At 39.1% G+C, this 24,151-nt stretch carries 21 protein-coding genes; 10 read left to right on the top strand and 11 right to left on the bottom strand.

The window, feature by feature from the left end; translation table 11 throughout:
- Positions 1 to 166 precede the first annotated feature (166 nt).
- From QMY49_RS13525 to QMY49_RS13560, 8 genes are all read right to left on the bottom strand, one after another.
- On the bottom strand, positions 167 to 1,339 hold the full coding sequence (locus QMY49_RS13525; protein WP_283311986.1) for a capsular polysaccharide export protein, LipB/KpsS family: 1,173 nt from the start codon (positions 1,337 to 1,339) through the stop codon (positions 167 to 169).
- A complete protein-coding gene (locus QMY49_RS13530; protein ID WP_283311988.1) occupies positions 1,340 to 2,476 on the bottom strand; it encodes a CDP-glycerol glycerophosphotransferase family protein in 1,137 nt (378 codons plus the stop codon).
- Positions 2,469 to 3,680, bottom strand: coding sequence for an oligosaccharide flippase family protein (locus QMY49_RS13535; RefSeq protein WP_078554533.1), 1,212 nt, complete (start codon positions 3,678 to 3,680; stop codon positions 2,469 to 2,471). Before QMY49_RS13535 ends, QMY49_RS13530 begins: the two co-directional genes overlap by 8 nt.
- A gap of 310 nt (positions 3,681 to 3,990) precedes the next feature.
- Positions 3,991 to 4,773, bottom strand: coding sequence for an HAD-IIA family hydrolase (locus tag QMY49_RS13540; RefSeq protein ID WP_283314123.1), 783 nt, complete (start codon positions 4,771 to 4,773; stop codon positions 3,991 to 3,993).
- Positions 4,749 to 5,483, bottom strand: a complete 735-nt coding sequence (locus tag QMY49_RS13545; protein WP_069506947.1) for a phosphocholine cytidylyltransferase family protein — start codon at positions 5,481 to 5,483, stop codon at positions 4,749 to 4,751. Before QMY49_RS13545 ends, QMY49_RS13540 begins: the two co-directional genes overlap by 25 nt.
- 209 nt (positions 5,484 to 5,692) lie before the next feature.
- Complete coding sequence (locus tag QMY49_RS13550) at positions 5,693 to 6,658, bottom strand: Wzz/FepE/Etk N-terminal domain-containing protein (protein WP_283311992.1); 966 nt, start codon at positions 6,656 to 6,658, stop codon at positions 5,693 to 5,695.
- A gap of 305 nt (positions 6,659 to 6,963) precedes the next feature.
- Positions 6,964 to 9,636: an SLBB domain-containing protein gene (locus tag QMY49_RS13555; RefSeq protein WP_283311994.1), complete on the bottom strand. Its 2,673-nt coding sequence runs from the start codon at positions 9,634 to 9,636 to the stop codon at positions 6,964 to 6,966.
- Positions 9,637 to 9,702: 66 nt separating this feature from the next.
- Positions 9,703 to 10,218 carry a porin family protein gene (locus tag QMY49_RS13560; RefSeq protein WP_283311996.1) on the bottom strand — a complete coding sequence of 172 codons (516 nt, stop codon included), beginning with the start codon at positions 10,216 to 10,218 and terminating at the stop codon, positions 9,703 to 9,705.
- Between the two features lie 620 nt (positions 10,219 to 10,838).
- Here QMY49_RS13560 and QMY49_RS13565 point away from each other — a divergent pair.
- The 10 genes from QMY49_RS13565 (at position 10,839) to QMY49_RS13610 (ending at position 21,271) form a co-directional block, all read left to right on the top strand.
- Positions 10,839 to 11,057, top strand: coding sequence for a hypothetical protein (locus QMY49_RS13565; protein ID WP_017449110.1), 219 nt, complete (start codon positions 10,839 to 10,841; stop codon positions 11,055 to 11,057).
- 73 nt (positions 11,058 to 11,130) lie between these two features.
- The gene (locus tag QMY49_RS13570; RefSeq protein ID WP_283314125.1) at positions 11,131 to 11,805 is read left to right on the top strand and encodes a YjbF family lipoprotein; all 675 of its coding nucleotides are present in this window, start codon (positions 11,131 to 11,133) and stop codon (positions 11,803 to 11,805) included.
- Positions 11,802 to 12,563 carry a capsule biosynthesis GfcC family protein gene (locus QMY49_RS13575; RefSeq protein ID WP_283311999.1) on the top strand — a complete coding sequence of 254 codons (762 nt, stop codon included), beginning with the start codon at positions 11,802 to 11,804 and terminating at the stop codon, positions 12,561 to 12,563. The genes QMY49_RS13570 and QMY49_RS13575 overlap by 4 nt, the downstream gene beginning before the upstream one ends.
- A 2-nt stretch (positions 12,564 to 12,565) precedes the next feature.
- Positions 12,566 to 14,764, top strand: a complete 2,199-nt coding sequence (locus QMY49_RS13580) for a YjbH domain-containing protein (RefSeq protein WP_283312001.1) — start codon at positions 12,566 to 12,568, stop codon at positions 14,762 to 14,764.
- Between the two features lie 135 nt (positions 14,765 to 14,899).
- Positions 14,900 to 15,841, top strand: a complete 942-nt coding sequence (gene rfaD, locus QMY49_RS13585) for an ADP-glyceromanno-heptose 6-epimerase (protein ID WP_005449311.1) — start codon at positions 14,900 to 14,902, stop codon at positions 15,839 to 15,841.
- 115 nt (positions 15,842 to 15,956) lie between these two features.
- Entirely contained in the window at positions 15,957 to 16,943 is a 987-nt protein-coding gene (lpxM, locus tag QMY49_RS13590) for a lauroyl-Kdo(2)-lipid IV(A) myristoyltransferase (RefSeq protein WP_283312002.1), read from the top strand.
- Entirely contained in the window at positions 16,940 to 17,662 is a 723-nt protein-coding gene (locus QMY49_RS13595) for a glycosyltransferase family 25 protein (protein WP_009698936.1), read from the top strand. Before lpxM ends, QMY49_RS13595 begins: the two co-directional genes overlap by 4 nt.
- A complete protein-coding gene (waaF, locus tag QMY49_RS13600) occupies positions 17,659 to 18,714 on the top strand; it encodes a lipopolysaccharide heptosyltransferase II (RefSeq protein WP_009698937.1) in 1,056 nt (351 codons plus the stop codon). The genes QMY49_RS13595 and waaF overlap by 4 nt, the downstream gene beginning before the upstream one ends.
- Positions 18,708 to 19,973 (top strand): lipid IV(A) 3-deoxy-D-manno-octulosonic acid transferase, encoded by a 1,266-nt coding sequence (gene waaA, locus QMY49_RS13605; RefSeq protein ID WP_038897721.1) that lies wholly within the window; start codon positions 18,708 to 18,710, stop codon positions 19,971 to 19,973. Before waaF ends, waaA begins: the two co-directional genes overlap by 7 nt.
- Before the next feature lie 41 nt (positions 19,974 to 20,014).
- Entirely contained in the window at positions 20,015 to 21,271 is a 1,257-nt protein-coding gene (locus QMY49_RS13610) for a CDP-glycerol glycerophosphotransferase family protein (protein ID WP_283312004.1), read from the top strand.
- Between the two features lie 3 nt (positions 21,272 to 21,274).
- On the opposite strand, the gene QMY49_RS13615 is transcribed toward QMY49_RS13610, so the two are convergent.
- The 3 genes from QMY49_RS13615 to QMY49_RS13625 are packed head-to-tail and all read right to left on the bottom strand — an operon-like array spanning position 21,275 to position 24,145.
- Positions 21,275 to 22,192: a glycosyltransferase gene (locus tag QMY49_RS13615; RefSeq protein ID WP_283312006.1), complete on the bottom strand. Its 918-nt coding sequence runs from the start codon at positions 22,190 to 22,192 to the stop codon at positions 21,275 to 21,277.
- Between the two features lie 14 nt (positions 22,193 to 22,206).
- On the bottom strand, positions 22,207 to 23,313 hold the full coding sequence (locus QMY49_RS13620) for a DegT/DnrJ/EryC1/StrS family aminotransferase (RefSeq protein ID WP_009698943.1): 1,107 nt from the start codon (positions 23,311 to 23,313) through the stop codon (positions 22,207 to 22,209).
- Positions 23,306 to 24,145, bottom strand: coding sequence for a GNAT family N-acetyltransferase (locus QMY49_RS13625; RefSeq protein ID WP_227740413.1), 840 nt, complete (start codon positions 24,143 to 24,145; stop codon positions 23,306 to 23,308). The genes QMY49_RS13620 and QMY49_RS13625 overlap by 8 nt, the downstream gene beginning before the upstream one ends.
- Positions 24,146 to 24,151 lie beyond the last annotated feature (6 nt).

Below are 24,151 nucleotides of genomic sequence, written 5' to 3' on the forward strand. Positions count from 1 at the left end.
GTATAATAGATAATGAAAATCAAAAATATCAAGGACAATAGTATTGTTTTTATTTTCCTTTTGCGGGACAACATAAAGATTACAATAGCAACGGGTAAAATAAACTTGTATGTGCTGAAGCTCTGTAAAGAAATTAGTAGGACGAAAAAAGCAAGTAAATACTTCACTAACTAGCTCTCTCAATAAAGTGTTTTAAAAGTTTATCGTCTAAAGGTTTAGGATTAAAATAGTCAATTGAAAGCAAATATCTTAATATGTACTTTTTAAGCATTTCCTGGTCAAATTTATTATAAATAGCTCTACCTAAAACAATTACTTCTTTTTCTAAAATCATGCTTTCAAGACCTACAGTTGAATTAATAACAATAACACTCTTGGCATTATTAACTAATTCATTTGTATCGCTATTAACCACTTTTATAAATTCACTTTCAATTGACTTTACATAACCAATGAAATTGATATCGGTTTCTGCAGGATGAACTTTAATTGCTAATATAAGTTTACGTTTAAATGCGTATTCTTTAGCAAAATTAATAGCCTCTATATTATCTACGTCACTATTCAGTTTAATTTGCGTGTCCGAAGTTACTTGTAGAGGTAAGAAAACATAATCACTTGGTATTAAATTTGAATAGCTGATGACTATTCTTTGTTTTCTTTTTTGGATAATTTTCTCAAGAAAACTTCTTTGATCAAGAATCGGAGAAGAAAAAACTAAAGAAAATATCCGATCAACAACAGATAAGTAGTTGACTTTACTTTTAATTACAGCTTGCGGGGGAACGTAGTTGCGTTTTTGTTGTAAGTATTCATTTCTCCATGTAATGTACTCAGAATGGGGAACTTTGGGCATATCATTAAGAATACTATTATTATAATAAATACTAGACTCAGCGTTTACACCAACAGGATCCACAACTAACTTCCCAGGTATATTAGAAATTTCTAAGAATAGTGTTTTAACCTCTTTCTGCTTTTCTTTAAACGCTCGAATAGCGTTGCCAGCAATGGTACTCCCATTCCAAATAACAATGTGAGAAAAACCTTCTAGTCTTAATATATATTCCAAAGAAGAGAAAACTGAAGAATAAAACAACTTTGCATCTGTTATAGAAATTATATTATTCATAACTTCTATAGATTTAGCAATCTCATCTTTTGGAGCGTGATGGGAGTTACTTCTCTTTAACCAATATGATTTATACCCCTGACGCTTTATCTTGATATATACACTATACTTATCAGATAAAAACACAAACATATTCTTATAATTAGAAAATATCGTGTTATAAAACTTCATTCTTTCTATACAATCACAATATACTAGTATTTTCATTCACATAAACCTATCGTATATACAATTGAAAACTCTTTGAGATGAGTTCCCATCATTGTAAAAATGAAAGTAATCACGTACTTTTTGACGCTCTGCATGGTAAGTATCCCCGCGCGTCTTTATGATTTCTATTGCTGAGATTACATCATTCCAAGTCGAACATTTGATTCCCGGCGTAACAGAGTTATAATCGTAATATAGCTCTCTATCCTCAGTTAAATAACTGTCTATATCACCATTTACAAATATTATCGGTTTATCTGTGAGCAAGTAGTCAATATAAACACTTGAATAATCGGTGATAAGTATATCGTAATCATTTAAATGCTCATAAACATCCCCTTTATTATTATACAAACACATGTTAGATAACTTATCAAAATTAAATATTTTTGTATTATTAGGATGAGGTTTAACTTCTAAATATATATCCATTTTTTTTAATTTTTCATTTATTTCCTTTGCATTTATGTTCATTTCTTCAAATATGTTGATCTTTTCCTTTTCACGCCATGTTGGCATGTATATCACTTTAAACTTTCTAGTGTTTTTCATTTTCTCGAATAAAAGGTCATTTCTTGGCAGACCTGTTATAGCTATTTTTGATAATGAAAGGTCAAACGCTGTAGATAAATTCTCTGCTTCTTTGACCGAACAAGCGACTTGGAGATCTATAAATTTTTCGCATCGTATATAAGGAAATACTCTGTGTAGCTTTTCTATTTTTTCCTTATTGATAACAGAACTTACCTTATTGTCATATCCAATTTTTTTAATAGGAACCCCATGCCACAAATTTACTAAGTTTTTTCCAGGAAAAAAATCTGTTATATCATTAACACTCACATTGAAGACATTAACATTAGCAACTATGGAATAATAAACACCCGGTACTGAATACGTACTATAAGCTCGATACTTTTTTTCCCGAATTTTTTTTACTATGTTTTTATCTCGTGAAACCCAAACTGCTTTTATATTTTTCTTATTATCACTAACATATTCAAAGAGAACCCTGCTCGAATCTCCGTACTTATAACCATGCCATGAACCAAATAACCACACATTTTTTTTAGTAGGGATTATCCTTGATAAATAATAAGGAAAAAAACCCAATAAAGTTTTTATTTTATTCATAATTATTTCTTGTTAGCTTTTTAAAAAAGTAGATTCTATATAAAAGAACAAAGGTTTCTGTAATTAAGAGTGCTATCACTAAATGGTATGCATCGATAAGCTCATTGAAAATAAGAAAAGCAATAGACATCAACTGAATAAAAGCACCGTATAGGACACTTTTATTTGCATATTCTATTTTACCTAACCTCGAAAAAACAGGATAGCCAAAGTTCATTGAGACAAACGTAATAACAGAAATCAAAATGAAAATTTCGAAAACACTGACAGAACTAATAAATTCCGGACCAAAAACAAATACCACAATCTCTTTTGAATAAAAAAACATCATACCAGCAACCAAAAGCCCTACAACTAATATTGCTGAAATCATTTTATAGAAAACTAAGAAAGAGCCTTTATTTGCCATGAAAGGAAATAGTGCTCTAGAAACTGGACTACTTATACTTTGCGATGCTGTATAGATTTTTTCATTTGATGTAAAGAATGCTACTTGAGTCGTATTTGAGAATGTACCAAGAATAATTGTATTTAATCTAGTATATAGACTAACAGCTAGTCTTGAGTAAAAAAAGCTAAGACTATCTTTAAAAACTAGCAAACAATATCTAGAATTAAAACTTGATATTCGATAACCTAATACAAATATTTTAAAATATAAGAAAATGGTTAGTAGTGAATTCATTATTAATGTATATACTATGACATCATCGTATGAAATATTTCCATCCGAGAAGACTAGAGATAAATATATCAGTCGAGATAAAAGTGTGATTATTAATATATCTTTCATTTTCTCTACCCCTTGGAGAAACCAAACTGGAGAAAGTGATTGAGATAGCACCAATAATGATATATAACATGAGTCTTTAAAACCTATAAAACTGAGAAAATAGGATAAAAATATTAAAGATACAATAACGATTATTAAAAAAAACTTGATCAGGAAAATTGCAGATAATAATCTTTCAAGTTTATGCTTAAATGCTCTTTTAACTGAAACTTTATAAGTACCACTAATATTGAAACCAAAATCAGTGATAATCAAAAGGAATGCTGAGATACTTAGCATCAACATCGTTTTTCCAAATTCATCTAATGACAAATTTCTAGTCAAGTATGGAATTACACTAAGCGGTATGAGCATTATCACAAATTGAACTATGACTAAGTACGATGTGTTTTTATACAGTGTTTTAGACAACTAAATTCCCTAACTTAAAAACTAATACCTTTAAAATAACAAAGATTGATATAGTAATAAAACGATTTTAACCTTCCTAGAAGATTATGCTATTTTGATAGCGCTTTACAATTCTGATCCTATAAGTAGTCAATAATTACTATATATTCCTAATTTGCATACTTACCATTATAAATATCTTGGGGTTTTGATTTTCAAGTGATATTTTTACCATAAACGTATTAACCAAGAGGTAGCATGAGCTTTCCCAAGCACAAATACATGGGAAACTCATGCTAATGAAACTCTCTTAGCTATTAGTCTTATAATATTAAATAATTCTAGATATATCCTTTAAAACATAAGACGCTGAGTTGGGTTCATTCTCAACCTCATCCCTAGTTGTGTCACCAGAAAGAACCAGAATTGAGTCTATGCCTGCATTGTTTGCCATTGCAATATCGGTATATAATCTATCTCCAACCATTATAATATCTGACCTATTAATATCATATTCATCAATAATTGTATCTATTACGTCTGGACCTGGTTTTCCAAAAACTTCATACACTTTTTTTCGCGTTGTTTTTTCTACCATTTCAGTCAGAAGTCCAATGTCCGGAATTGGACCATTTTCGGAGGGACAAACAGGATCACAGTGAGTTGCTACAAAATCAATCCCTGAATTGATAAGGCGGCATGCATCTATTAACTTCGAATACGTAAGTTCAGTATCATAGCCAATAACAACAAACTCAGGGTTGTACGAACAAATATCGATACCTGCATCCAAAACCATTTTTTTTAGGCTTTTCGTACCGAGAACATAAACCTTTTCAACATTCATTTTTTTTAAAAAACGTATAGTTGAATCAGTAGAAAGAATAACTTGGCTCTCTAAGACAGTTAAGCCCAAACTCTCTAATCGTGTTACATAGTCAATTTTACTTTTAGAAGAGTTATTTGAGACATAAAAAATTTTCTTTCCGTTATTTTCTAGTTCTTTTATTGCCTCTACTGCACCATTTATCTTATTATTTCCCACATAAACAGTGCCGTCCAGATCAAAACAATAGTACTTGTAATCAGTTACTTTTTTTTTTTCTGTGAAAATATTTCGTCCGAAAGAGCCAAATCATCGTAGTTATCAATTTCCACCCAAGATAAACCTTGAATATCAAATACACTGAACTGTAGTTCTTGTGATTGAAAAAGTCGTTGCATTGCAACTTCAGTCCAATCTTTTAGATTCTTATCAACATCTATAATTGTTTCCATCTCTTCAAAAAATCTTGTGCTAGATCTTTCGGAGAACTTGTAAAAGTCAATAGAGCATCCAATAGCATTTTCTTTTTTAACTTGTTTTGAAATATCAGATATATTGCCAACTTCGTCTATTGTAACTTTCATTGATTCATCATTAAATAGCCCGACATCTACAGCAACTAAGTCCTTTCTTTCATCTGCAAGCATGTTAGCGATTAAACTCGATTCAACACTTAAGTCTGCGTTGTTTAAAATAAATGCTTTTCCTTTTACGTACTCTTTCGTTAAATAAAATGAATACATGTTGTTAGTATCTTCATATATATCATTATCTATAATTTTTATTTTGAAATCTTTATTATGCTTTAAATACTCTTTTACTGCTTGCCCTTCGTAACCAACTACAACAACTAGCTCCTTGATCCCCCCTTCTTTATATGCATCAAGTTGATACTGGAGTATAGATTTCCCGGCAGTAGTTACGAGACATTTAGGTTTATCATTCGTCATAGGACGTAATCTTGAACCTACACCGGCGGCTAAAATCACACCAATCATTATCTAATCCTCAATTATTTGTTCGTTCATTTAAAGTGAAATTTATCATTCCAATTATAATATAGGCATCGTCTGTATAAGAGCAAGACAATGCAGATTAACATTGTTAAATATAATTTATAAAGTTTCGTATTGACAACTACAGTCAATTTAAAAAACTCTCGTCTCAGCTTATGTTAGTTCGATATAGAAATTAGCAAACACAAGTCCTAACTATTATTTTTTCTAAATGCATACAGGGCTAAAACAAATGCAATCCCACATAGTCCTCCAAGTACTGTACCTAGCACACAAATTAATGCTCGTTTAGGTGCATCTTTAATTTCAGGTATCACTGCAGGATCGATAACTTTGAATACAAACTCTTCCTGTACTTCAGCTAACATCAAACTTTTAGTCTGTTCTTCAATCAGTTTATAAAATGTACTTTGCATATCAGCTACAGCGGTTTTTTTCAACTGAGCATTTAAGTAAGCCAAGTTCTGTGAAGTTTCAGCTATCGTGCGTTCACGCATTACTTTATTGATATCTTCAATCAACCAATTCACCCATTGCTGAGCTATGTATGGGGAGTAGTATTTTACTGAAACGGTGTATAAACCACTCTCTTTATCTTGGCTAATACTCAACACTTCGTTGTTGAATACTTCAAACGCTTCTTGCGCGGTTGGGGTTGAACCACGTAGACCATCAGGTTCTCGTAACCACTCACCTGTAGTTAGATTATATAACTCTTCATCTAAGATGAGTTTGTTATTCGTTAAATCCCAATCTTTAACCGCCATTAGAGGCACAAGTAAATCATGTTTGTTAATGAATGCTTCTACAAACTGGCGAGACTTCATCACCTGAACAGCTAAATCGGTTTGAGAAGATTCACCAGCGCCCAAGTTGACTCCAGCTAGTGCAGCTAAGCCGCCAAGTTGACCAGCCATTTTGGAGAGCCCCCCCCCATTTGAGCTCTCTGCTGGCGCGAGTAATGCGTCGGATTTGTATATATTTGGCAGACTTAGTGCGTATAATACGGAAGCGACTGCAAAGACAAATGTGGTAACAATGATTATCCATTTGCCTTTCCATAGAGCGTTAAAAAGTTCACGCAAGTCAATCTCATCATCTGTAGATTGAGGTGGAGATGGTAAGTAGTTTGGATTGGATTCTTTTTGTGGTTCCATTGGTCTTTAATCCTAAGCTCTAAGGTTCGTTATATTGGACTCAGAGATTGGTGAAATTTGGTAGATTGTTCTCCGACTTTCAAAACACAACCGCGCTGTGACAAGATTCCTAGTCTCGCTCCGGCTCGCTGGAATGACGGGCTACGGCTGAATAATGCCACTATTGGTGTTCAGAGTAATATTTGCCGTTTTGATTAATCATGTTCATAAAACTGAGCTTATGTAACTTCAATCGTTACATAAGCTCTTACTATTATTGCATTTCTAATCTTGTTTTAAGCTGATTGGAATGATCTTGTCGTTCCTTACTTCAACGCGTTGATCGCTACACCAGTTTGGTAAAGGATCTGCGTAGCTGCAGTCCAAGTGCTTAATGCATCACGGTAGTCCGTATCGATTGGTACAACAATAGTATCACCAGCTTTTAGCTCTTCATGATTGTTACCGAACCAGTAGCCTGATGTTGGTTTGTAAACCGAGCCGTCTGCGCGCACAACGAAGATACGGTCTTCATCCGCTTGTTTTTTCGCACCGCCGGCTTTGTTCAAGTAATCATCCACATCTAGCTTGTTATCCAGCAGATATGTAATGGGAACTTGAACTTCACCCATGATCGAAACCGTGTTGCGGAAGGTCGGTACAAATAGGAAGTCACCGTCTTCTAACATAAAGTCCGCAGAACGCTCGTCTTTAAGGATACGATTAAGCTGTACGACCATACGACCAAGAGCTTTGCTGCGACTTGCTTCTTCAACAAACTTCAGTGTTTTATCTGGGTCAGAGATCACCGAGCCCATATTGCTGTCTGCGCGGAAAGTTTTCTTCGCGGTTTCTGCTCGCATATCTGCAGCATATTGGTTTAATAGCTTTTGCTCTTGAAGGCGCAATGCTTCACGAGTAAAGATAGCCCCTTGCGGATGTGCGAATTCGGTTAAACCACCTGCACGCTCTAACAGCTCACCTAAGGTCTCACCTTGGCGGACGGTGTAAGTACCAGGGAAGCGAACCTCACCTTGCAATGTTACCGTGCTTTGCAGTTTGACGTTTGGCTTCTCAAGGATGTTTAAGCGGTCTCTGCCAACAATAATGGCATCGGCAACAGTACTTCCTTGAATAGCTTGGCGCAAATCAATACGCTCAACATCAATAGAAGCGCGCTCATCTTTACTGTTAATTACCGTACGAGCTAACTCGGCGTTGATGGTAAATGCGTTATAAGTTAAGCCACCCGCAGCTTCAATTAAGGTAGAAATCGTCATACGTGGGGTAATTGGGTAGCGCCCTGGGTGTTTTACCTCACCGAAGACCTCTGCAATTTGCGGAGCCAACCCCAAACGCGATTGCTGTTGAAGTTGTAGCAACACAGGTGCAAGCAACGTGCGACGCGTATTTTGCTTTAATGCTTCAAAGTCGTCTTTAGTGATTTCTTTGCCACGGAACACGATCTTTGGTTGCTTTGAATCTTTTTCTAATGGAGTGGCAGAAGACACCGCCACTGATGAGCTCATGACTTCTTGCTCTTTCAATTGCTCTTGCTGTGCTTGAAGTTGAGCTTGCTCTAAGGTTTTCGCTTTGGAAACGGTTTCTTGATCCGCTAACGTATCCAAATCTTCGTTATTGAAGCGGTTAAACACCAAGACTCGATCGCGAGAATTCAGCTTCAAGTTATCTTTACTTGTTGGAGAAAGAATCGCATTAGCAAGGTTAACTTGGTAAACCTCAATATCGCGTTGAGGATTAATCTCACGCACAACAACGGCATAGCTTACATCTGCAGTAGAATTAAATGCGGTATCAACGGATTGGAATAAATCTGCAATACGTAGACCGCTCTTCCATTCAATATAGCCCGGATGACGAACATCACCTTCAATTTGTACGTAACGTGTCAGCTCTTCATTTTTCTTAAGCACATTAACCACATCACCATCTTTAACTTTGGTTTGTTGGTCATGTGACTGGCTAAAGTTCAGTGTTAATGCATCGCGAGCACCTTTAGCTGCATAACGCTTCACTTCGATTTGATCGCTATAAGCGTTAGCCGTAAAACCGCCAGCCATTTGAATGGCTTGCTTATAGGTTTCACCTGGTTTGATTTCATAGATTGCCGGACGGTTTACTTCACCATCAATCGAAATCGTGTTACCCAACGCGCCGATGAAGACCACGTCTCCTGGTAACAAGCGGATGTCGTTACGCGCATCACCTTTTAGTAAAAGGTCGTACATATCCAGTTTACGAATTACCTGACCATTGCGCTTAAGTTGCACGTTACGAAGGGCGCCACTCTCGCTGAAGCCACCACTGTAATAAATAGCTTGAGAGATCGTAGTTAGGGCGCTCACCGTGTAAGCGCCAGGCTTGTACGCGTCACCCATTACAAAAACTTGCATGGTGCGCATTTCACCCAATGAAATATCACTACGAACTCCGATCATTTGCTCTTTTACACGCTGGTTTAAAGAATCGCGCACATCGGAGAATGTCATACCTGCCACTTGAACAGGACCAAGAGAAGGGAAGTTAATGATACCAGCGCGATTAACACGAAGACGATGCGTCGTGTTCTCTTTACCAAAAAGTTGAATAACGATTTCATCACCAGCTCCTACCGTGTAGTCAGCCGGAACAGGCACATCATTGATTGGTGCAAACGTCGTAGGTGAACCTGCAAACAAATCTAAACCAAAACGCTTTAGACCTTGCTCGTCTTTTTCGGCGTCGTTTACTTTTGCTTCAGTCGCGCTACTAGCAATTGGACGTGGCTCAATCACTTGAGGATTTTGGTAACTGCTTGGTTGAGAAGAAGCGCCAGATGGAATAGAGACACCATACTTACTCGCCAATGCTTGTTGTTGATCAGCAGGTAAGTTCTTGAACATCTGAATTTGTTCTGGGGTTGGAGTCTGCGCATTAGTAAGTGGCGCAAATAGGCTTGCCAGAATGCAAGCACCTATCGAGAAATATCCTTTGAGCATGATAATTCGCTATTTAAAGTCAGGAGTTAAAAATCCTAGCCACAAAACTAGGCGCTAGGTCTTTAATTAAAATCGGTGTTGAAAGCCAAAAGTAAGTGCATTCAAGCGAACCCGATCTTCAGAGGTACTGTCAACAAACTCAAAGACAACCGCATTCTGCTTGTCCAAAGCGTAATGCATCCCCAAACCAAAGCTAAAACCTTGATCTTTATTTGAGCCTACATTTTGTTGGTCGATCTGAACGCTCGAATAACCGGCTAGTCCGTAAAGTGCGATACGTTCGGAGACTGGCATGTTCAACTTGATAAAACCACTCGCGAGGCTGTCTACTGCCAGTCCGCTGTCTCGTTGTACAGAGGTTCCGTAACGCGCTTCAAAAGCGAGGTAATCATTGAAAAAGTAACCAGCTTGCGCTTGAAGAAGGAAAGGGTTTCCCTCGGTTACTGAAGAAGAGGAATGATGAAATTCGGCGTTAGAGTAACTGACTAACGCACCAGCATAAAAATCTGCTGAGGCAGAAAATGAGCACAAGCCTAAGCTGATTGCACTCAACGCCCCTAGCCATGGTCGTTTATTAATCACGTAAGTGTTCCTTGGGTGTCGACTGACCGCTGCACATTATGAATGACACGCGCAGTGAATGTCTGTTAACTTTTGTCAATTTCGTTTGTGCGTTTCCACGCTACCGCCCGGCGGCATTACGCGTTAGCCACTGTTCGCTGATTCCCGATTCATTCGGTTTATTGATATAACTATTCTTTTTAAGCCTCACTTTTGCGACTAGTCGTTCAAAAAAGCAGTCTTGATAAACGCTACACAAAAGCTGGCAAATTATGCATGGATTAGCGCAAAACGGCAAGAGGGAGGGACTTCTAAGAGTTCTGTTTATGGTTAGCAAATTCTCACAGATGAGAAACTCATTGGCTGTCAGCGACTTAAAACAAGACATACAAAGGGTCGCGTTGAATAAAAATCGTGAACGTTTGCGTGAACTCTGAGGTGACTTCAACTTAAGTATTTTTATTAAATACGATAATCACACCTAAGCAACCCTCTATACTTCCACGATCTTTCTTTAACGTTAGGTAAATTCGCATAGGAAACTATTTACACGCTGATTGTTTTTTAACTAAAATGAGAAATGGTGTGTGATAAACAGACCAAACATCGATGTTTTAAAATCTGAAATACAAGGATTAATAATGAAGAACACAGCTCTAGCTATTCTTATGGCTCTAAGCGCATCAACTGCATTTGCAGCGACTGAAGCTGGTACTACTGGTACAGCAGCAGCATCTGCAACTGGCACAACTGCAGTAGCAGTCGGTGCAGCAGCAGCAGTAACTGTAGTAGCAGTTGCAGCGTCAGACAGCGATTCAACTTCAACGTCTACTTCTACTTCTACTTCAGTAACTAAATAATTTTTTAGTTTTGTAGATATGGAAACAATCGCCCTGATCTATTCAGGGCGATTTTATTTGTAATGAGGGAATGATGAACACCTTTCTATCGCTAAAATGGATGCGCTTACTTATTGCCCTACCTATACTGAGCTCAATCTTCGGCTGTACACAAAAATTTAATGACGTATCCGCGACAGTCCAAGAAGCTTATGGCAACTACATCGATGTCGAGCTAACTCCACAAGAAATTGAAGCGGTCCCTTATGCCAGTGCTTACTTAAAAATTGGTGACCAAAAGCAAGTATTCGTAGTGTTGGCCTTTGCTGAGCAAAACCCATTAACTGGCAATACCCAATTAAAGTGGGTAAGTGCAGACAAGGCAATGGTGGTAACAGAAAACGGTCATATCGTTAAAACTATTGGCTTGCAAACCACCAATCTAGCAGGCATTTATGGCAACGTTCCTGCCTACTCAGCGCCCTCTGCACAATATTCTCTTTCTTACGATTGGTCTGACAAATACCGTTATGGATTCCCGGCTAAAGTCCAGCGTTCTCGTCAAGGTAAAGAAACCGTCATCACCCCTATTTCATCTACTTCTACTGATGTTTATAGCGAGGTTGTAACGTTTACCAGCTTAGAAAAAAGTGTAGAGAACCAATACTGGGTAAACGGTAAAGGAGAAGTAGTGAAAACACGTCAACACTTAGGTCCAAACATGGTGCCCGTTGAATTGACGATTCTGAAAGGGTACAGCAAATCATGAATAAGCGACTGCTATCTTTATTAAGCCTAAGTTTAACGGCAACGATTCTGGCGACACCTACTACTGTTCAAGCTCAAAACCACCCCTCTTCACCGCTTAATGTTGAACTTGTCGGAACGGGCAAAGCATTGCAGTTCCAACAAGCGGCGCGTTTAGAGAGCGTACTTAAGCATGCACAAGAACAACAAATCGCCCTACAATACCCTTTAGCTGTGACTCTATTTGATAATTCCGAAACTGCAGTGCAAAGAAGTATTGCCTTAAAAAATTCGGTGTTGAACCAAATGATTCAACATAATTTAGTTGCGCACCCATTTTACAAGTTTATCCAACGAAGCCAGTTTGCACCTCGCGTGCTGTCGGCCATTGATGTTGATCGCATCCGTCTGGATAAATTTGATAACCCTCTTTTACAAGGTCAACTTGCGTTAAGTGCACCAAAACGCAAAGAGAAAGTGTTGTATGTGGGTAACTTAGAAAAAGTCTACGCGGTAGAAAACCAAGCTGGTATCGCTCTGCATGAACAGATCACTAATCTACGTTCAAGCGATATTGGTGAACTTGCTTATCCGCCAATCCTAATTTACCCGGATGGCAAGGTCGTTCATCCTCACCATGGCAGTTGGCTAACCACTCAATATTACTTGCCACCACTTACCATGGTGTACATCCCATTTGATAAGTTCGAAACATCACAAATGGATAAAGACATTGTCGCTCTGCTTGCACAACGTAAACCAACCTCATCGAAGAACTAAACATGAATCTGATCAGAACCAGTTTATCCCTTTCTTTAATGGGTCCAGCGTTGGTGTGGGCTCAAGACATGCCTTTCGAAGCACCACCATTGCAACCATCACAAATGGACTTTGGTGGTGTCGGCTTAATGCAGATGCCAACAGGTCGTATGGCACCTGTTGGCGAGTTTAACTTTGCTGTTACTGGCAGCGATGAGTACCTTTTCTATAATGTCACACTACAAGTGATGCCATGGTTAGAGACGACCATTCGCTACACCATGGTGAATGATCTCTTTTATAGTGATGATCCAAGCTTCTCGGGTGATACCAAATACACTGACAAAGGCATCGATTTTAAAGTTCGACTTTTGCAAGAGTCTGAGTACTTGCCAGAGCTTTCTGTGGGTGTGCGTGACTTTGCAGGCACCGGTCTTTTTGATGGTGAGTTTGTTGCTGCGACAAAGCGTTACTCTAACCCAAACCTTGGTACCTTTGATTTTACGTTAGGTATGGGCTGGGGCTACTTAGGTACGCGCGACAACATCAGCAACCCTGCATGTAAGCTGTCCGATAGTTTTTGCCAAAGACCAAGTGATTTTCTGTCAACTGGAGGCACAACCAATACAGATCGTTTCTTCAAAGGTCCTGCTGCACTCTTTGGTGGTGTCGAGTATCAAACTTTGCACGCACCACTGCGATTTAAGCTTGAATACGACAGCAACGATTACAGCGAAGATTTCCCTGTGGTACGTGGTGGTGTAGACATGACACCTCATACGCCTTGGAACTTTGGTGTTTTGTATCGCTTAGGACATATGGCAGATTTGCGCTTGAGCTACGAGCGCGGCGATACGTTAGTGGCAGGCGTAAGCCTTTACACAAACTTCAATGATATGCCGTCTTTCTGGCGTGATACACCAACGCCAGAAGTTGAAGACAAGCAACCAGAGCAACTGTCTGATGTAGATTGGGAACGTGTTACTGAGGAGCTGGATAAGATTGCTGGCTACCAAAATACCCAACTCTATGTTGAAGACAATACCGTTTCTGTTGTCGGCGAGCAGAAAAAGTATCGTGATCGCAATGAAGCTCATGAAAAAGCAGCGGCAGTCCTTTACAACAAAATGCCAGACAACATTGATACCTTTACTATCAATGAACGCAGTCGTGGTCTAATCGGCGATCAAACGGTTATCTCCAAAGAGAAATACCGTGACTTTGCAGAAGTTAACTACATCAATCCAAATATCGAAGATGCAACATCAACCTCAAGTGATAAACCGCAAGGCAAACCTGCTTACGATGGTTTTGAGCGCTTTGATTGGGGCTTCTCACCAAAACTGGCTCAGACCTTGGGCAACCCAGAAGAGTTCTACCTGTTCAGTGTTGGTCTAAGTGGTAGCGCCTCTTACTGGCTGACAGATAACCTAGAAATTGGTGGCTCGCTATACTGGGATTGGTACAACAACTACGACAAGTTTAACTACGTCACCCCACCGGATGGCACTTCGATTCCTCGTGTACGTACCATGTTCCGTGCTTATCAAAATGAACACGCGGTAACCATGTCCAACCTGCAGTTAACTTGGTTCCAAGAGTACTCAGATACCATGGACCAACAGTTCTACGCTGGTTATCTAGAAAGTATGTTTGCGGGTGTGGGTACCGAATTCCTGTACCGACCGAAAGGCGCAAACTGGGCAATAGGTGCAGATGTTAACTTGATCTCTCAACGTGACCCACAAAGCTACTTCGGTGTATACGATGAGAAATGGCAATACGTTCCAGAATATGGGCGTCCGTTCCAAGTTGTAGACAAAGGCTTTACTGGTTTTGTATCGGGTTATTACTACCCTCAATGGGACTTCCTACAAGATTTGATGATTCAAGTTGATGTTGGTCAGTTCCTCGCGGGTGATATCGGTACACAAGTGAATGTATCTAAACAGTTCAAGAGTGGTGTCATTGCAGGTGCATTCGCATCAATCAGTGATTTGTCGGCTGACGAATTCGGTGAAGGTAGCTTTACTAAAGGCTTCTACATTTCGATTCCATTCGACATCATGACAGTGAAACCAAGCAACAACCGCGCGTTCTTTAGCTGGCAACCACTGACTCGCGATGGCGGTCAGAAGCTAGGTCGTAAGTACAGCTTGATTGAACTGACTGATGAACGTAATCCTTGGTACCAAAGGCCAAACGCGTCAAACGCTGAATAACAACACTATTTAAGGGGGCTTCGGCTCCCTTTTGTTTATACCAAGCGCTCTATACCTTTCTTTTCCTTCCAATAGCGCTAATTTCTGTTTCTTGCTAGAATTCCTGAGAAAATTTTAATCTATGGTGGAAGTCTTATGATCATCGTAACTGGTGGTGCTGGCATGATCGGCAGCAACATTGTTAAAGCACTGAACGAAGCAGGTATTAACGATATTCTGGTTGTCGACAACCTAAAAAATGGCAAGAAGTTTAAAAACTTAGTTGATCTTGATATCACAGATTACATGGATCGTGATGACTTCCTTACTCAAATCATGGCAGGTGACGACTTCGGCCCTATTGAAGCCATCTTCCATGAAGGTGCTTGTTCTGCAACAACAGAGTGGGACGGCAAGTACATGATGCTAAACAACTATGAGTACTCAAAAGAGTTGCTTCATTACTGTCTAGATCGTGAAATTCCATTCCTATACGCGTCATCAGCTGCGACATACGGTGAGACAGAAACGTTTGTTGAAGAACGTGAATACGAAGGCGCACTTAATGTATACGGTTACTCAAAACAGCAATTTGATAACTATGTGCGTCGCTTATGGCAAGATGCCCAAGAGCATGGTGAACAGCTTTCTCAAATCACTGGTTTCCGCTACTTCAATGTGTACGGTCCACGTGAAGATCACAAAGGTAGCATGGCATCGGTAGCCTTCCACCTAAATAACCAAATCAATGCAGGTGAAAACCCTAAACTATTTGCTGGTAGCGAATCATTCAAACGCGACTTCGTTTATGTTGGTGATGTGTGCAAAGTTAACCTTTGGTTCCTAGAAAATGGTGTTTCTGGCATCTTCAACTGCGGTACTGGTCGTGCAGAATCTTTTGAAGAAGTGGCAAAAGCAGTGGTCAAACACCACAACAAAGGTGAAATCCAAACCATTCCGTTTCCTGATCACCTAAAAGGCGCTTACCAAGAATTCACTCAAGCGGACCTAACTAAGCTTCGTGCAGCTGGTTGTGATGTAGAATTCAAAACGGTAGCTGAAGGTGTTGCTGAATACCTAGCGATTCAAAACCGTTAATTCCCTTCAAAGGTGGTAGTTAACTCTCTACCACCTTTACTCTGATACGATTACTAGTATCATTTCTACAGACCCCCAATCGCCTTTCTTCAAAAATATAGGTACTTAAAACTTCATGACTAATCAACGTGATGATTTCGATCCTAAAGCTTATAACCCTGAATTTGAGCGCCACTTTTTAGCGCCGAAGTATTGGGGTACGTGGATAGGCATTGTCCTTTCTTTGCCGCTTGCTTTATTACCTTTAGGGATTCAGAAATGGCTAGCAAAAACTATCGCGAAGAAACTGGCTAAATCGCACAAAGGTCCGGCTCACCGAGCTCGAGTCAACTTTGAGCTGTGCTTCCCAGAGAAATCATTTGAAGAGCGCGAAGCACTGATTGAAAAAACGCTTTATACTGCAGCATTGTTCTTTTTCCGTTTCAGCTTACTTAGCTTACGTTCATCTAAATGGTTACAGCAGCGTTGCCAGATCCGAGGTTTAGACATCCTTCAAAAACACATCGACAATGATGAGAAAGTCATTTTGATGGTTCCACACTCATGGGCGATTGATATTCCTGCGGTGTTACTTGCTTCGATGGGAATGCCCGTCTCTGCGATGGCAAAAAAGCAGAAAAATGAAGTTGCAGATTGGCTAATGCACGAACAACGCGTGCAATATGGCGGTCGCGTTTATGAACGCTCTGGTGGTGTTAAGCCGTTTTTGAAATCAGTTCGTGACGGTTACATTGGCTATTACTTACCCGATCAGGATCATGGTCCTGAACACAGCGTTTTTGTCGATTTCTTTGCAACCAGAAAAGCAACGCTCCCAGGCTTAGGTAAAATTGCCAAACTATCACGCGCTAAAGTGTTACCTATGTTTGCTTCTATGAATACAGAAGATGGTACGTTTGATATCGAAATCTTACCGGCGTTTGAATTAGACAAGGGCGAAGAACAAGATGCTCGCACTTGTAACCAAGCGATTGAGTACTTTGTAGCAAATAAGCCAGAACAATACATGTGGGTGTTGCAGCTTTTACACTCTCAAGAAGATGGCAATAACTATTACAATTTGTTTAAACCAAGATATAACAGCGACTGGAAAGTGCAGTGAAAGTATTTGTCGTAAGCTTGGCTCGATCACTAGATCGCCGAGAACGTATTGAAGAAAAGTTAAAACAACAGGGCATTGAGTTTGAATTTTTTGATGCCGTAGATGGATCTATTGACGGTTTTCTTCATTCAGAAAAAAGCCGTCCAGCCATAACTCAGCGCCGCAAAGGGTATCAATTAAAAACCAGTGAAGTTGCTTGCTTCTCAAGCCATTACGAGTTGTGGGTTCGCTGTACTGAGCTCGATGAACCGATCATTATCTTAGAAGATAACGTCGACCCTGTAGAAGGATTAAAGCAAGTACTCACGCATACCCTTCCGCTGACTTCTACTTATGACTACATCAAGCTGTCTGCCACTCAGAAGCGTGCATTCACTCCAATCATACCGATTGATGATAGTCATATGCTAGGAGGCTACTCTGCTGGGACTTGTGGTACCACCGCTTATATTGTCACACCGAAAGCAGCCTCTAAGTTTGTTAAGCATGCTCAAGAGTTTATCGAACCGGTAGATGACTACATGGAAAAACCATGGCGTCATAATGTTCAGACTTACAGTGTTGCCCCAGATCTTTTCACTAGAGCTCAAATCGCTTCAACGATTGGCGCTAAAAGAAAAGACAAGTCGAAGATGACCGTACCTAATAAGATCTACGCAGAACTCTTCAGAACCTACGAATCCATTCTTAAGTTTATGTACTGGAAGAACAAAGCATGAAAATACTCATCATCGGACCGTCTTGGGTTGGTGATATGGTGATGTCACAGTCACTGTACATCGTTTTAAAGCAACTTCATCCAGAAAGCCAAATTGATGTAATTGCACCTGGTTGGTGTAAACCAATTCTTGAGCGCATGCCAGAGATCCACCAAGCCATTGAAATGCCTATTGGTCATGGTGAGTTCAACTTATTGGGTCGTCGAGAAATTGGTAAATCACTACGAGAAAAACAGTACGACCACGCCTACATCCTGCCGAAGTCTGCAAAGTCAGCACTGATTCCTTGGTTTGCTAATATCCCACTCCGCACTGGTTGGAAAGGTGAAATGCGCTACGGTCTACTCAATGACTTGCGTCCAAATATGAAATCTTTCCAGTTTATGGTTGAGCGCTATGTTGCATTAGCCTATTCACAAGCGGAGATGATCGACTCTTCTTCTCTGGGCGGTTTAGAAACATTGCCTCGCCCTAGCCTGTTTATTGATAAACAAGAACAAAGCGCTACGATTTCTAAGTTTAATCTCAACCAAGAATCTCCTGTTGTTGGTCTATGCCCTGGAGCGGAATTCGGTCCCGCGAAAAAATGGCCCGAAGCGCACTATGCAGAAGTGGCAATTCAAATGGCGAAATCAGGGCATCAGGTATGGTTGTTTGGCTCTCAAAAAGATCTCGAAACCTGCAACAACATCAAGCAATTAGTACCTCAAGAACATCAGCATCAGATTCACGTTCTAGCAGGGCAAACAAGCCTGATTGAAGCGGTTGATCTTCTGGCGGCTTGCCAGACCGTTGTTGCGAACGACTCAGGTCTGATGCACGTGGCAGCGGCCGTTGGCTGTAACGTCGTGGCGGTCTATGGCTCCACCTCACCGAAATACACGCCACCACTTGCAGAGAAGGTAGAGATTGTTCATACGGACATTGACTGCCGTCCATGCTTTAAGCGCGAGTGTCAGTTTAAGCATTTGAAGTGCTTAACTGAGTTATCGCCAAAGCAAGTTTTGGATAGTATTCAAAAACTAGAAGCGATCGCTGTTGGCTCATGTTAATTCGTATTCTCTATACTCTCTTGCTCACAATCGCATCGCCTTTCCTATTGGTTGGCTTATACAAAAGTAAGCCAAACAAACCCAAATTTGGTCAACGTTGGAAAGAGCACTTTGGTATTACTCCGAAATTAACAAGCGACGAAAAGCCGATTTGGATACATGCAGTCTCTGTCGGCGAAAGCATTGCTGCTACGCCTTTTATTAAGGTGCTTAAAGAGCAAAACCCTGAGCAGCCTATTCTGGTTACGACCACGACGAGTACCGGAGCGGAACAGATTGCTAAGCTGGGTGATTTAGTTGAGCACCGCTATATGCCAATTGACTTCGCCTTTGCGGTAAAACGCTTCCTAAAGACAACACAACCGAAGCAAATGCTGATCATCGAGACGGAGCTGTGGCCAAATACGTTAAACGAGGTCCATAAAGCCGGTATTCCTATCAGCGTCGTCAATGCCCGCTTATCGGAAAAATCACGTAGCAACTACGCCAAAGTTCAGCCTTTGTTTAATCTGATGTTACCATGCCTAACTCAAGTTCTTTGTCAGACAGAGTCAGACGCAAACCGTTTTGAACGACTGGGGGTTGATAAAGACAAACTGAAAGTCACTGGCTCTATTAAGTTTGATATTCAAATCTCGGATGACGTGAAAGAAAAGAGCAAAATACTAAGGCAAGAGCTAGGTCAAAATCGCCCTGTGTGGATTGCAGCAAGTACTCATAAGGGCGAAGACGAGCAAGTCTTGGTAGCACATAAAAGAGTGTTAGAGTCACACCCAGATGCACTTTTGATCCTTGTACCTCGTCACCCAGAACGTTTTGATGATATGTACGATCTCTGCCAACAACAAGGCTTTGAAACCGTGCGTAGAACCACACAAGAGAACGTGGCTAATTCAACTCAAGTTTATCTCGGCGATACAATGGGAGAAATGCTTCTATTGTTAGGTGCTGCTGATATCTGCTTTATGGGCGGCAGCTTGGTTGGAGATAAGGTTGGTGGACACAATGTATTGGAGCCTGCAATACTAAAAAAAGTCGTCATCACCGGCCCTAGCTATTTCAACTTTAAAGACATAGTGAATGATCTGATACAGGCAAATGGGATATTAGTATCCAAAGATTCTGTTGGCATTGGGAGTCACCTAACACACCTTATTTCTGAACCACATTCACAACATGCTTATGGACAAAATGCCTACGAGTATGCTGTTAAAAATCAGGGAGCGTTAGCTCGGACAAATAAGATAATAAAAAATTAAAACTTCCTTTATTTTACCCATAAAGTCAAAAGGTTAATAACATGTCATTAAAAACACTTTTCAAGACGCTAAAAAAACAGGTCAAGTACCAAAAAAATATTATCCAAGATAACCAACGGATCAAAAAAATAAAGAGAAAAGACAAGATCAAAGTTGGATTTTTTGTTTTACATCATAGCGTATGGAAAAGTGACCCTGTTTTCAAAGCAATGTTAGAAGATGATTATTTCGAACCATTTATTTTCATCTGCCCTGTAAATAACATTGAAGATAATCAAGCGATCGAAGATATAAAAACGAATGTTAACTTTTTTGAAAAGAAAGGATACCCTGTAGTAAGTTCTTATGATGACAATAACTCGAGCTGGGTAGATATAGATTCATTAGACATTGATCTTATATTTTTCTCTAATCCTCATAAACTAACGAAAAAAGAATATTACACAAGCGCATACCACAACCACCTATCAATATATGTACCATATTCACATCAAATATCTAAATACCATAATTATAAATCACAATATAATCAAGATTTTCACAATATGATGTGGGCTATCTATGCACCTCACTTCGATGACATGGATATATTCAAAGAATACGCTATTCAAAAAGGAAAAAACGTCATTGTGACAGGTTACCCTTCCATGGAGCCTCTGCTTGAAGATAACCAACCTAACGAGAGCCCTTGGAAGCAACAAGAGAAGACAAAACGAAAAATTATATTCGCTCCACATCACACTATCGACACACCTGAACTTCCATATAGTACTTTCATCAAGTTTTCTGATGTTATTAAAGAGCTTTCTGAAAAGCACAAAGATGATATTCAATGGGCTTTTAAACCACACCCATTATTAAAAGAAAAACTGTACCATCATACTGATTGGGGCAAAGAAAAAACCGACGAATATTATGATTACTGGAAAAACTCCCAGCACTGTCAACTGGAAGAAGGGGATTATTACGATCTATTTAAATCTTCAGATGCAATGATTCATGATAGTGGCTCTTTCTTGGCAGAGTATCTCTATGTTAAAAAACCTGTATTATACTTATCTCTTAGTGAAGATATTCGAAATTATCAAAATGCGTTTGGTAACAAAGCCTACGATTGTTGTACAAAAGGTCATTCTGAAAAGGATATCAATCAATTTATAAGTGAAGTTATTGATGGAACAGCAAAAGTTGATAATACATTTTTAGAAAATGATATTTTGGTTCACTTTGCTGACAAGACACCAACTCAAAAAATAATATCTCACATAAAAGAAAAACTAATGGATAGCCCCAATTAGGGGCTACTTCATTCTTCGCAACACTTTAAATGCATTGTGAAAATCACCAGTTTTCAAAAGGTAAGTCAGAGTATATATATATAGCTTTGACTTATTGTATGGAATTCCCATCATAAACTTAGCTATCTTCAATCTTTTTTCTATTGCGCTTACTACTTGTGCATTTGGCTTACTGTTAACATCGACTAAATTCATTTCGAGGTCTTTCAGTTCTCTTTCAGCATTGACAACTATATTTCTATACTTATCTTCGTATGTTGTCTTACTAAAATCAGAAACACCACCGACTCGGTACTTCAACCATAGCTTGTGTTCATAATGGGTTCCATTTAAAAGAAAAGCTCGAATGACATTAATTCTGTCTTCGTTTATCAAACCAAAATCATACGGCTCAAACAAATCCAAAATTTCTGCGCGATACGCGGCACAACAACCATTAACTATGCACTTTCTATTGATTATGTTGTCTAAGGAGTACGGTTTAATAGAAACGCCTTCTGATTTAAAGCTTTCGATAACTTCGCCACACTCAGAGATTTTCTCAAAGCCACCAATAATCAAAGACGGTTTATTATTGTTGACCCAAGCAGAGTATGTTTGCTCTACTCTCTCCGGATAAGCAATGTCGTCACCAGCTTGAACAATTATCAGCTTTTCGGAAAACTTTCCTCTCAGGGAATTAATTTGGCTAACAAGACCAATATTTTTCTCATTGTGTCGATATTCGATATTCAAGCCTTCTGGCGCAGCATCGATCTCTTGAAGTATAAGATCGTGACTCTTATCGGGAGAGCAATCATCCAATACTAAAACCAAGCCTGGCCAAGCTGTTTGATTGAATATCGATCTTAGACTCTCTCTTATATACTCTTCTTGCTTATAGCAAAATAATACATAAACAACATCATCTAGAATCTTCACATTACCTTTCCTCATCAATCAATTTGAAAGCTATTGATTGCATCGACAACAAGTGCTTTTTCTTCGTCAGTCAAACACGGAGACATCGGCAATGATAATACTTCGGTCTGCAATTTCTCAGTAATAGGCAAAACAAGATGGTTGTATTGTTTGTACGCCTGCTGCTTATGAGGTGCTATAGGGTAATGTACTTGCGTTTGAATTCCGTTATCCGCAAGGTGAGCTACTAACTCATCGCGGTATTTAGTTCGTATAACGAACAAGTGCCAAACATGAGATTCTGGTTCATCGATTAATGGTAATTCGATGAGAGGATTCGTCATATTTGACAAATAAAACTCAGCTAGATTACGTCTTGCTTGCGTTTGTTTTTCCAAATATTTCAACTTAACCCGGAGCATCGCGGCTTGGATTTCATCAAGGCGGCTATTTTGCCCAGGATAGATGTTTTGATACTTAACATGAGAGCCATAGTTTCTTAGAGCTTTCAAGGTATCTGCAAGGGTATCGTCATTGGTTGTGATAGCACCACCATCACCTAATGCTCCTAGGTTTTTTCCTGGATAAAAGCTAAAACCGGATGCATCACCAAATGCTCCAGATCGAGTATCTTCTAAGCTTGCACCATGAGATTGAGCACTATCTTCTAACACGAGTAAGTCGTACTTTTTAGCGATATCAAGAATTACTGGCATATCCGCTAATTGACCATATAAGTGGACTGGCAAAATAACTTTGGTCTTATCCGTAATCGCTGCTTCAATTGCAAGTGGGCAGATATTGTGAGTCTTCTCATCCGGTTCAACAAATACAGGAGTTAGTCGAGCTTCAGTAATTGCTAGAACAGAGGCAATATATGTATTTGCTGGAACGATAACTTCATCACCATCCTTGATTTTTCCTAGCTCTCGCCATGCTTTCAAGGTTAAAGTTAATGCATCAAGCCCATTTGCTACTCCAATACAGTGCTTAACACCGCAGAACTTCGCAAATTCACTTTCAAAACTTTCCGTCTCAGAACCAAGAATATACCATCCAGAATCGATAACCCTGTTGCAAGCCTCTTTAAGCTCTTGCTTATATTCATCGTTTAGTGTTTTAAGGTCGAGAAAATTAACCATTTATATTAATCTCATAAAAGTCATGAACAACAGCTCTTGCACCAAAAGCTTCTTTTTGAAAAATAAGACCTGTATTTAAATACTTGCCATTGTCTTCGTTGGAGTTACCAAAATCAAAATAGCTTTTTTCTGGATACACTTCAGTAATCAAGTGATGAATAACCAAATCCAACGCACCTAGTTTTCGTCCTAGATCATTTGATGCAAGATATTGACAGTGAACGATATTTTCATTCTCAAATACGACTGAACCAGCCAGAACTTCATCTTCATGATAAGCTAAGTAACATTTAATATTATCTTTAAAAATAGAACCAAGATGGGTAATTTCATCCAAAGTATGAACTGGATTTACACCATGTTGTTTCGACAATACATCATTTAGCAACTTCCAGTATGCATCAAAGCTATCAACTTCTTTAATGGTTACACCATTTTTGATTGCTTTTTTGAAGCTACGACTTCTATGGTAAGGCAACCTGTTGCTCATAAAGATAGTTGAACTTACATCTCTTCGGTATAACTCAGCATTGATTCTAAAAAGTGCGTACAAATCTTCTTCACAAGCATTATCTGAATATATGTATGGCATCTTTTTGTAGATTAACTTATCCATTCCTTGAGACTTGTAGTACTCGAGAACGACAGAAAAAACTTCCAACATTTTCTCCGTTGTCATTAACCCACAACTCAAAAAACCGCCAAAAGTTAAGCCTTGATGAGTGAAAATGGTAGTGCCAGATTCATTTGCAGGAAGCAAAGATATAATTCTATTTTTATCATCAAATATCATCAATGAATGATCATTGAATCTATCCTTGTGATACTCCATGTAATC

This window comes from Vibrio harveyi (genome assembly GCF_030060435.1).
GTDB classification, from domain to species: domain Bacteria; phylum Pseudomonadota; class Gammaproteobacteria; order Enterobacterales; family Vibrionaceae; genus Vibrio; species Vibrio harveyi.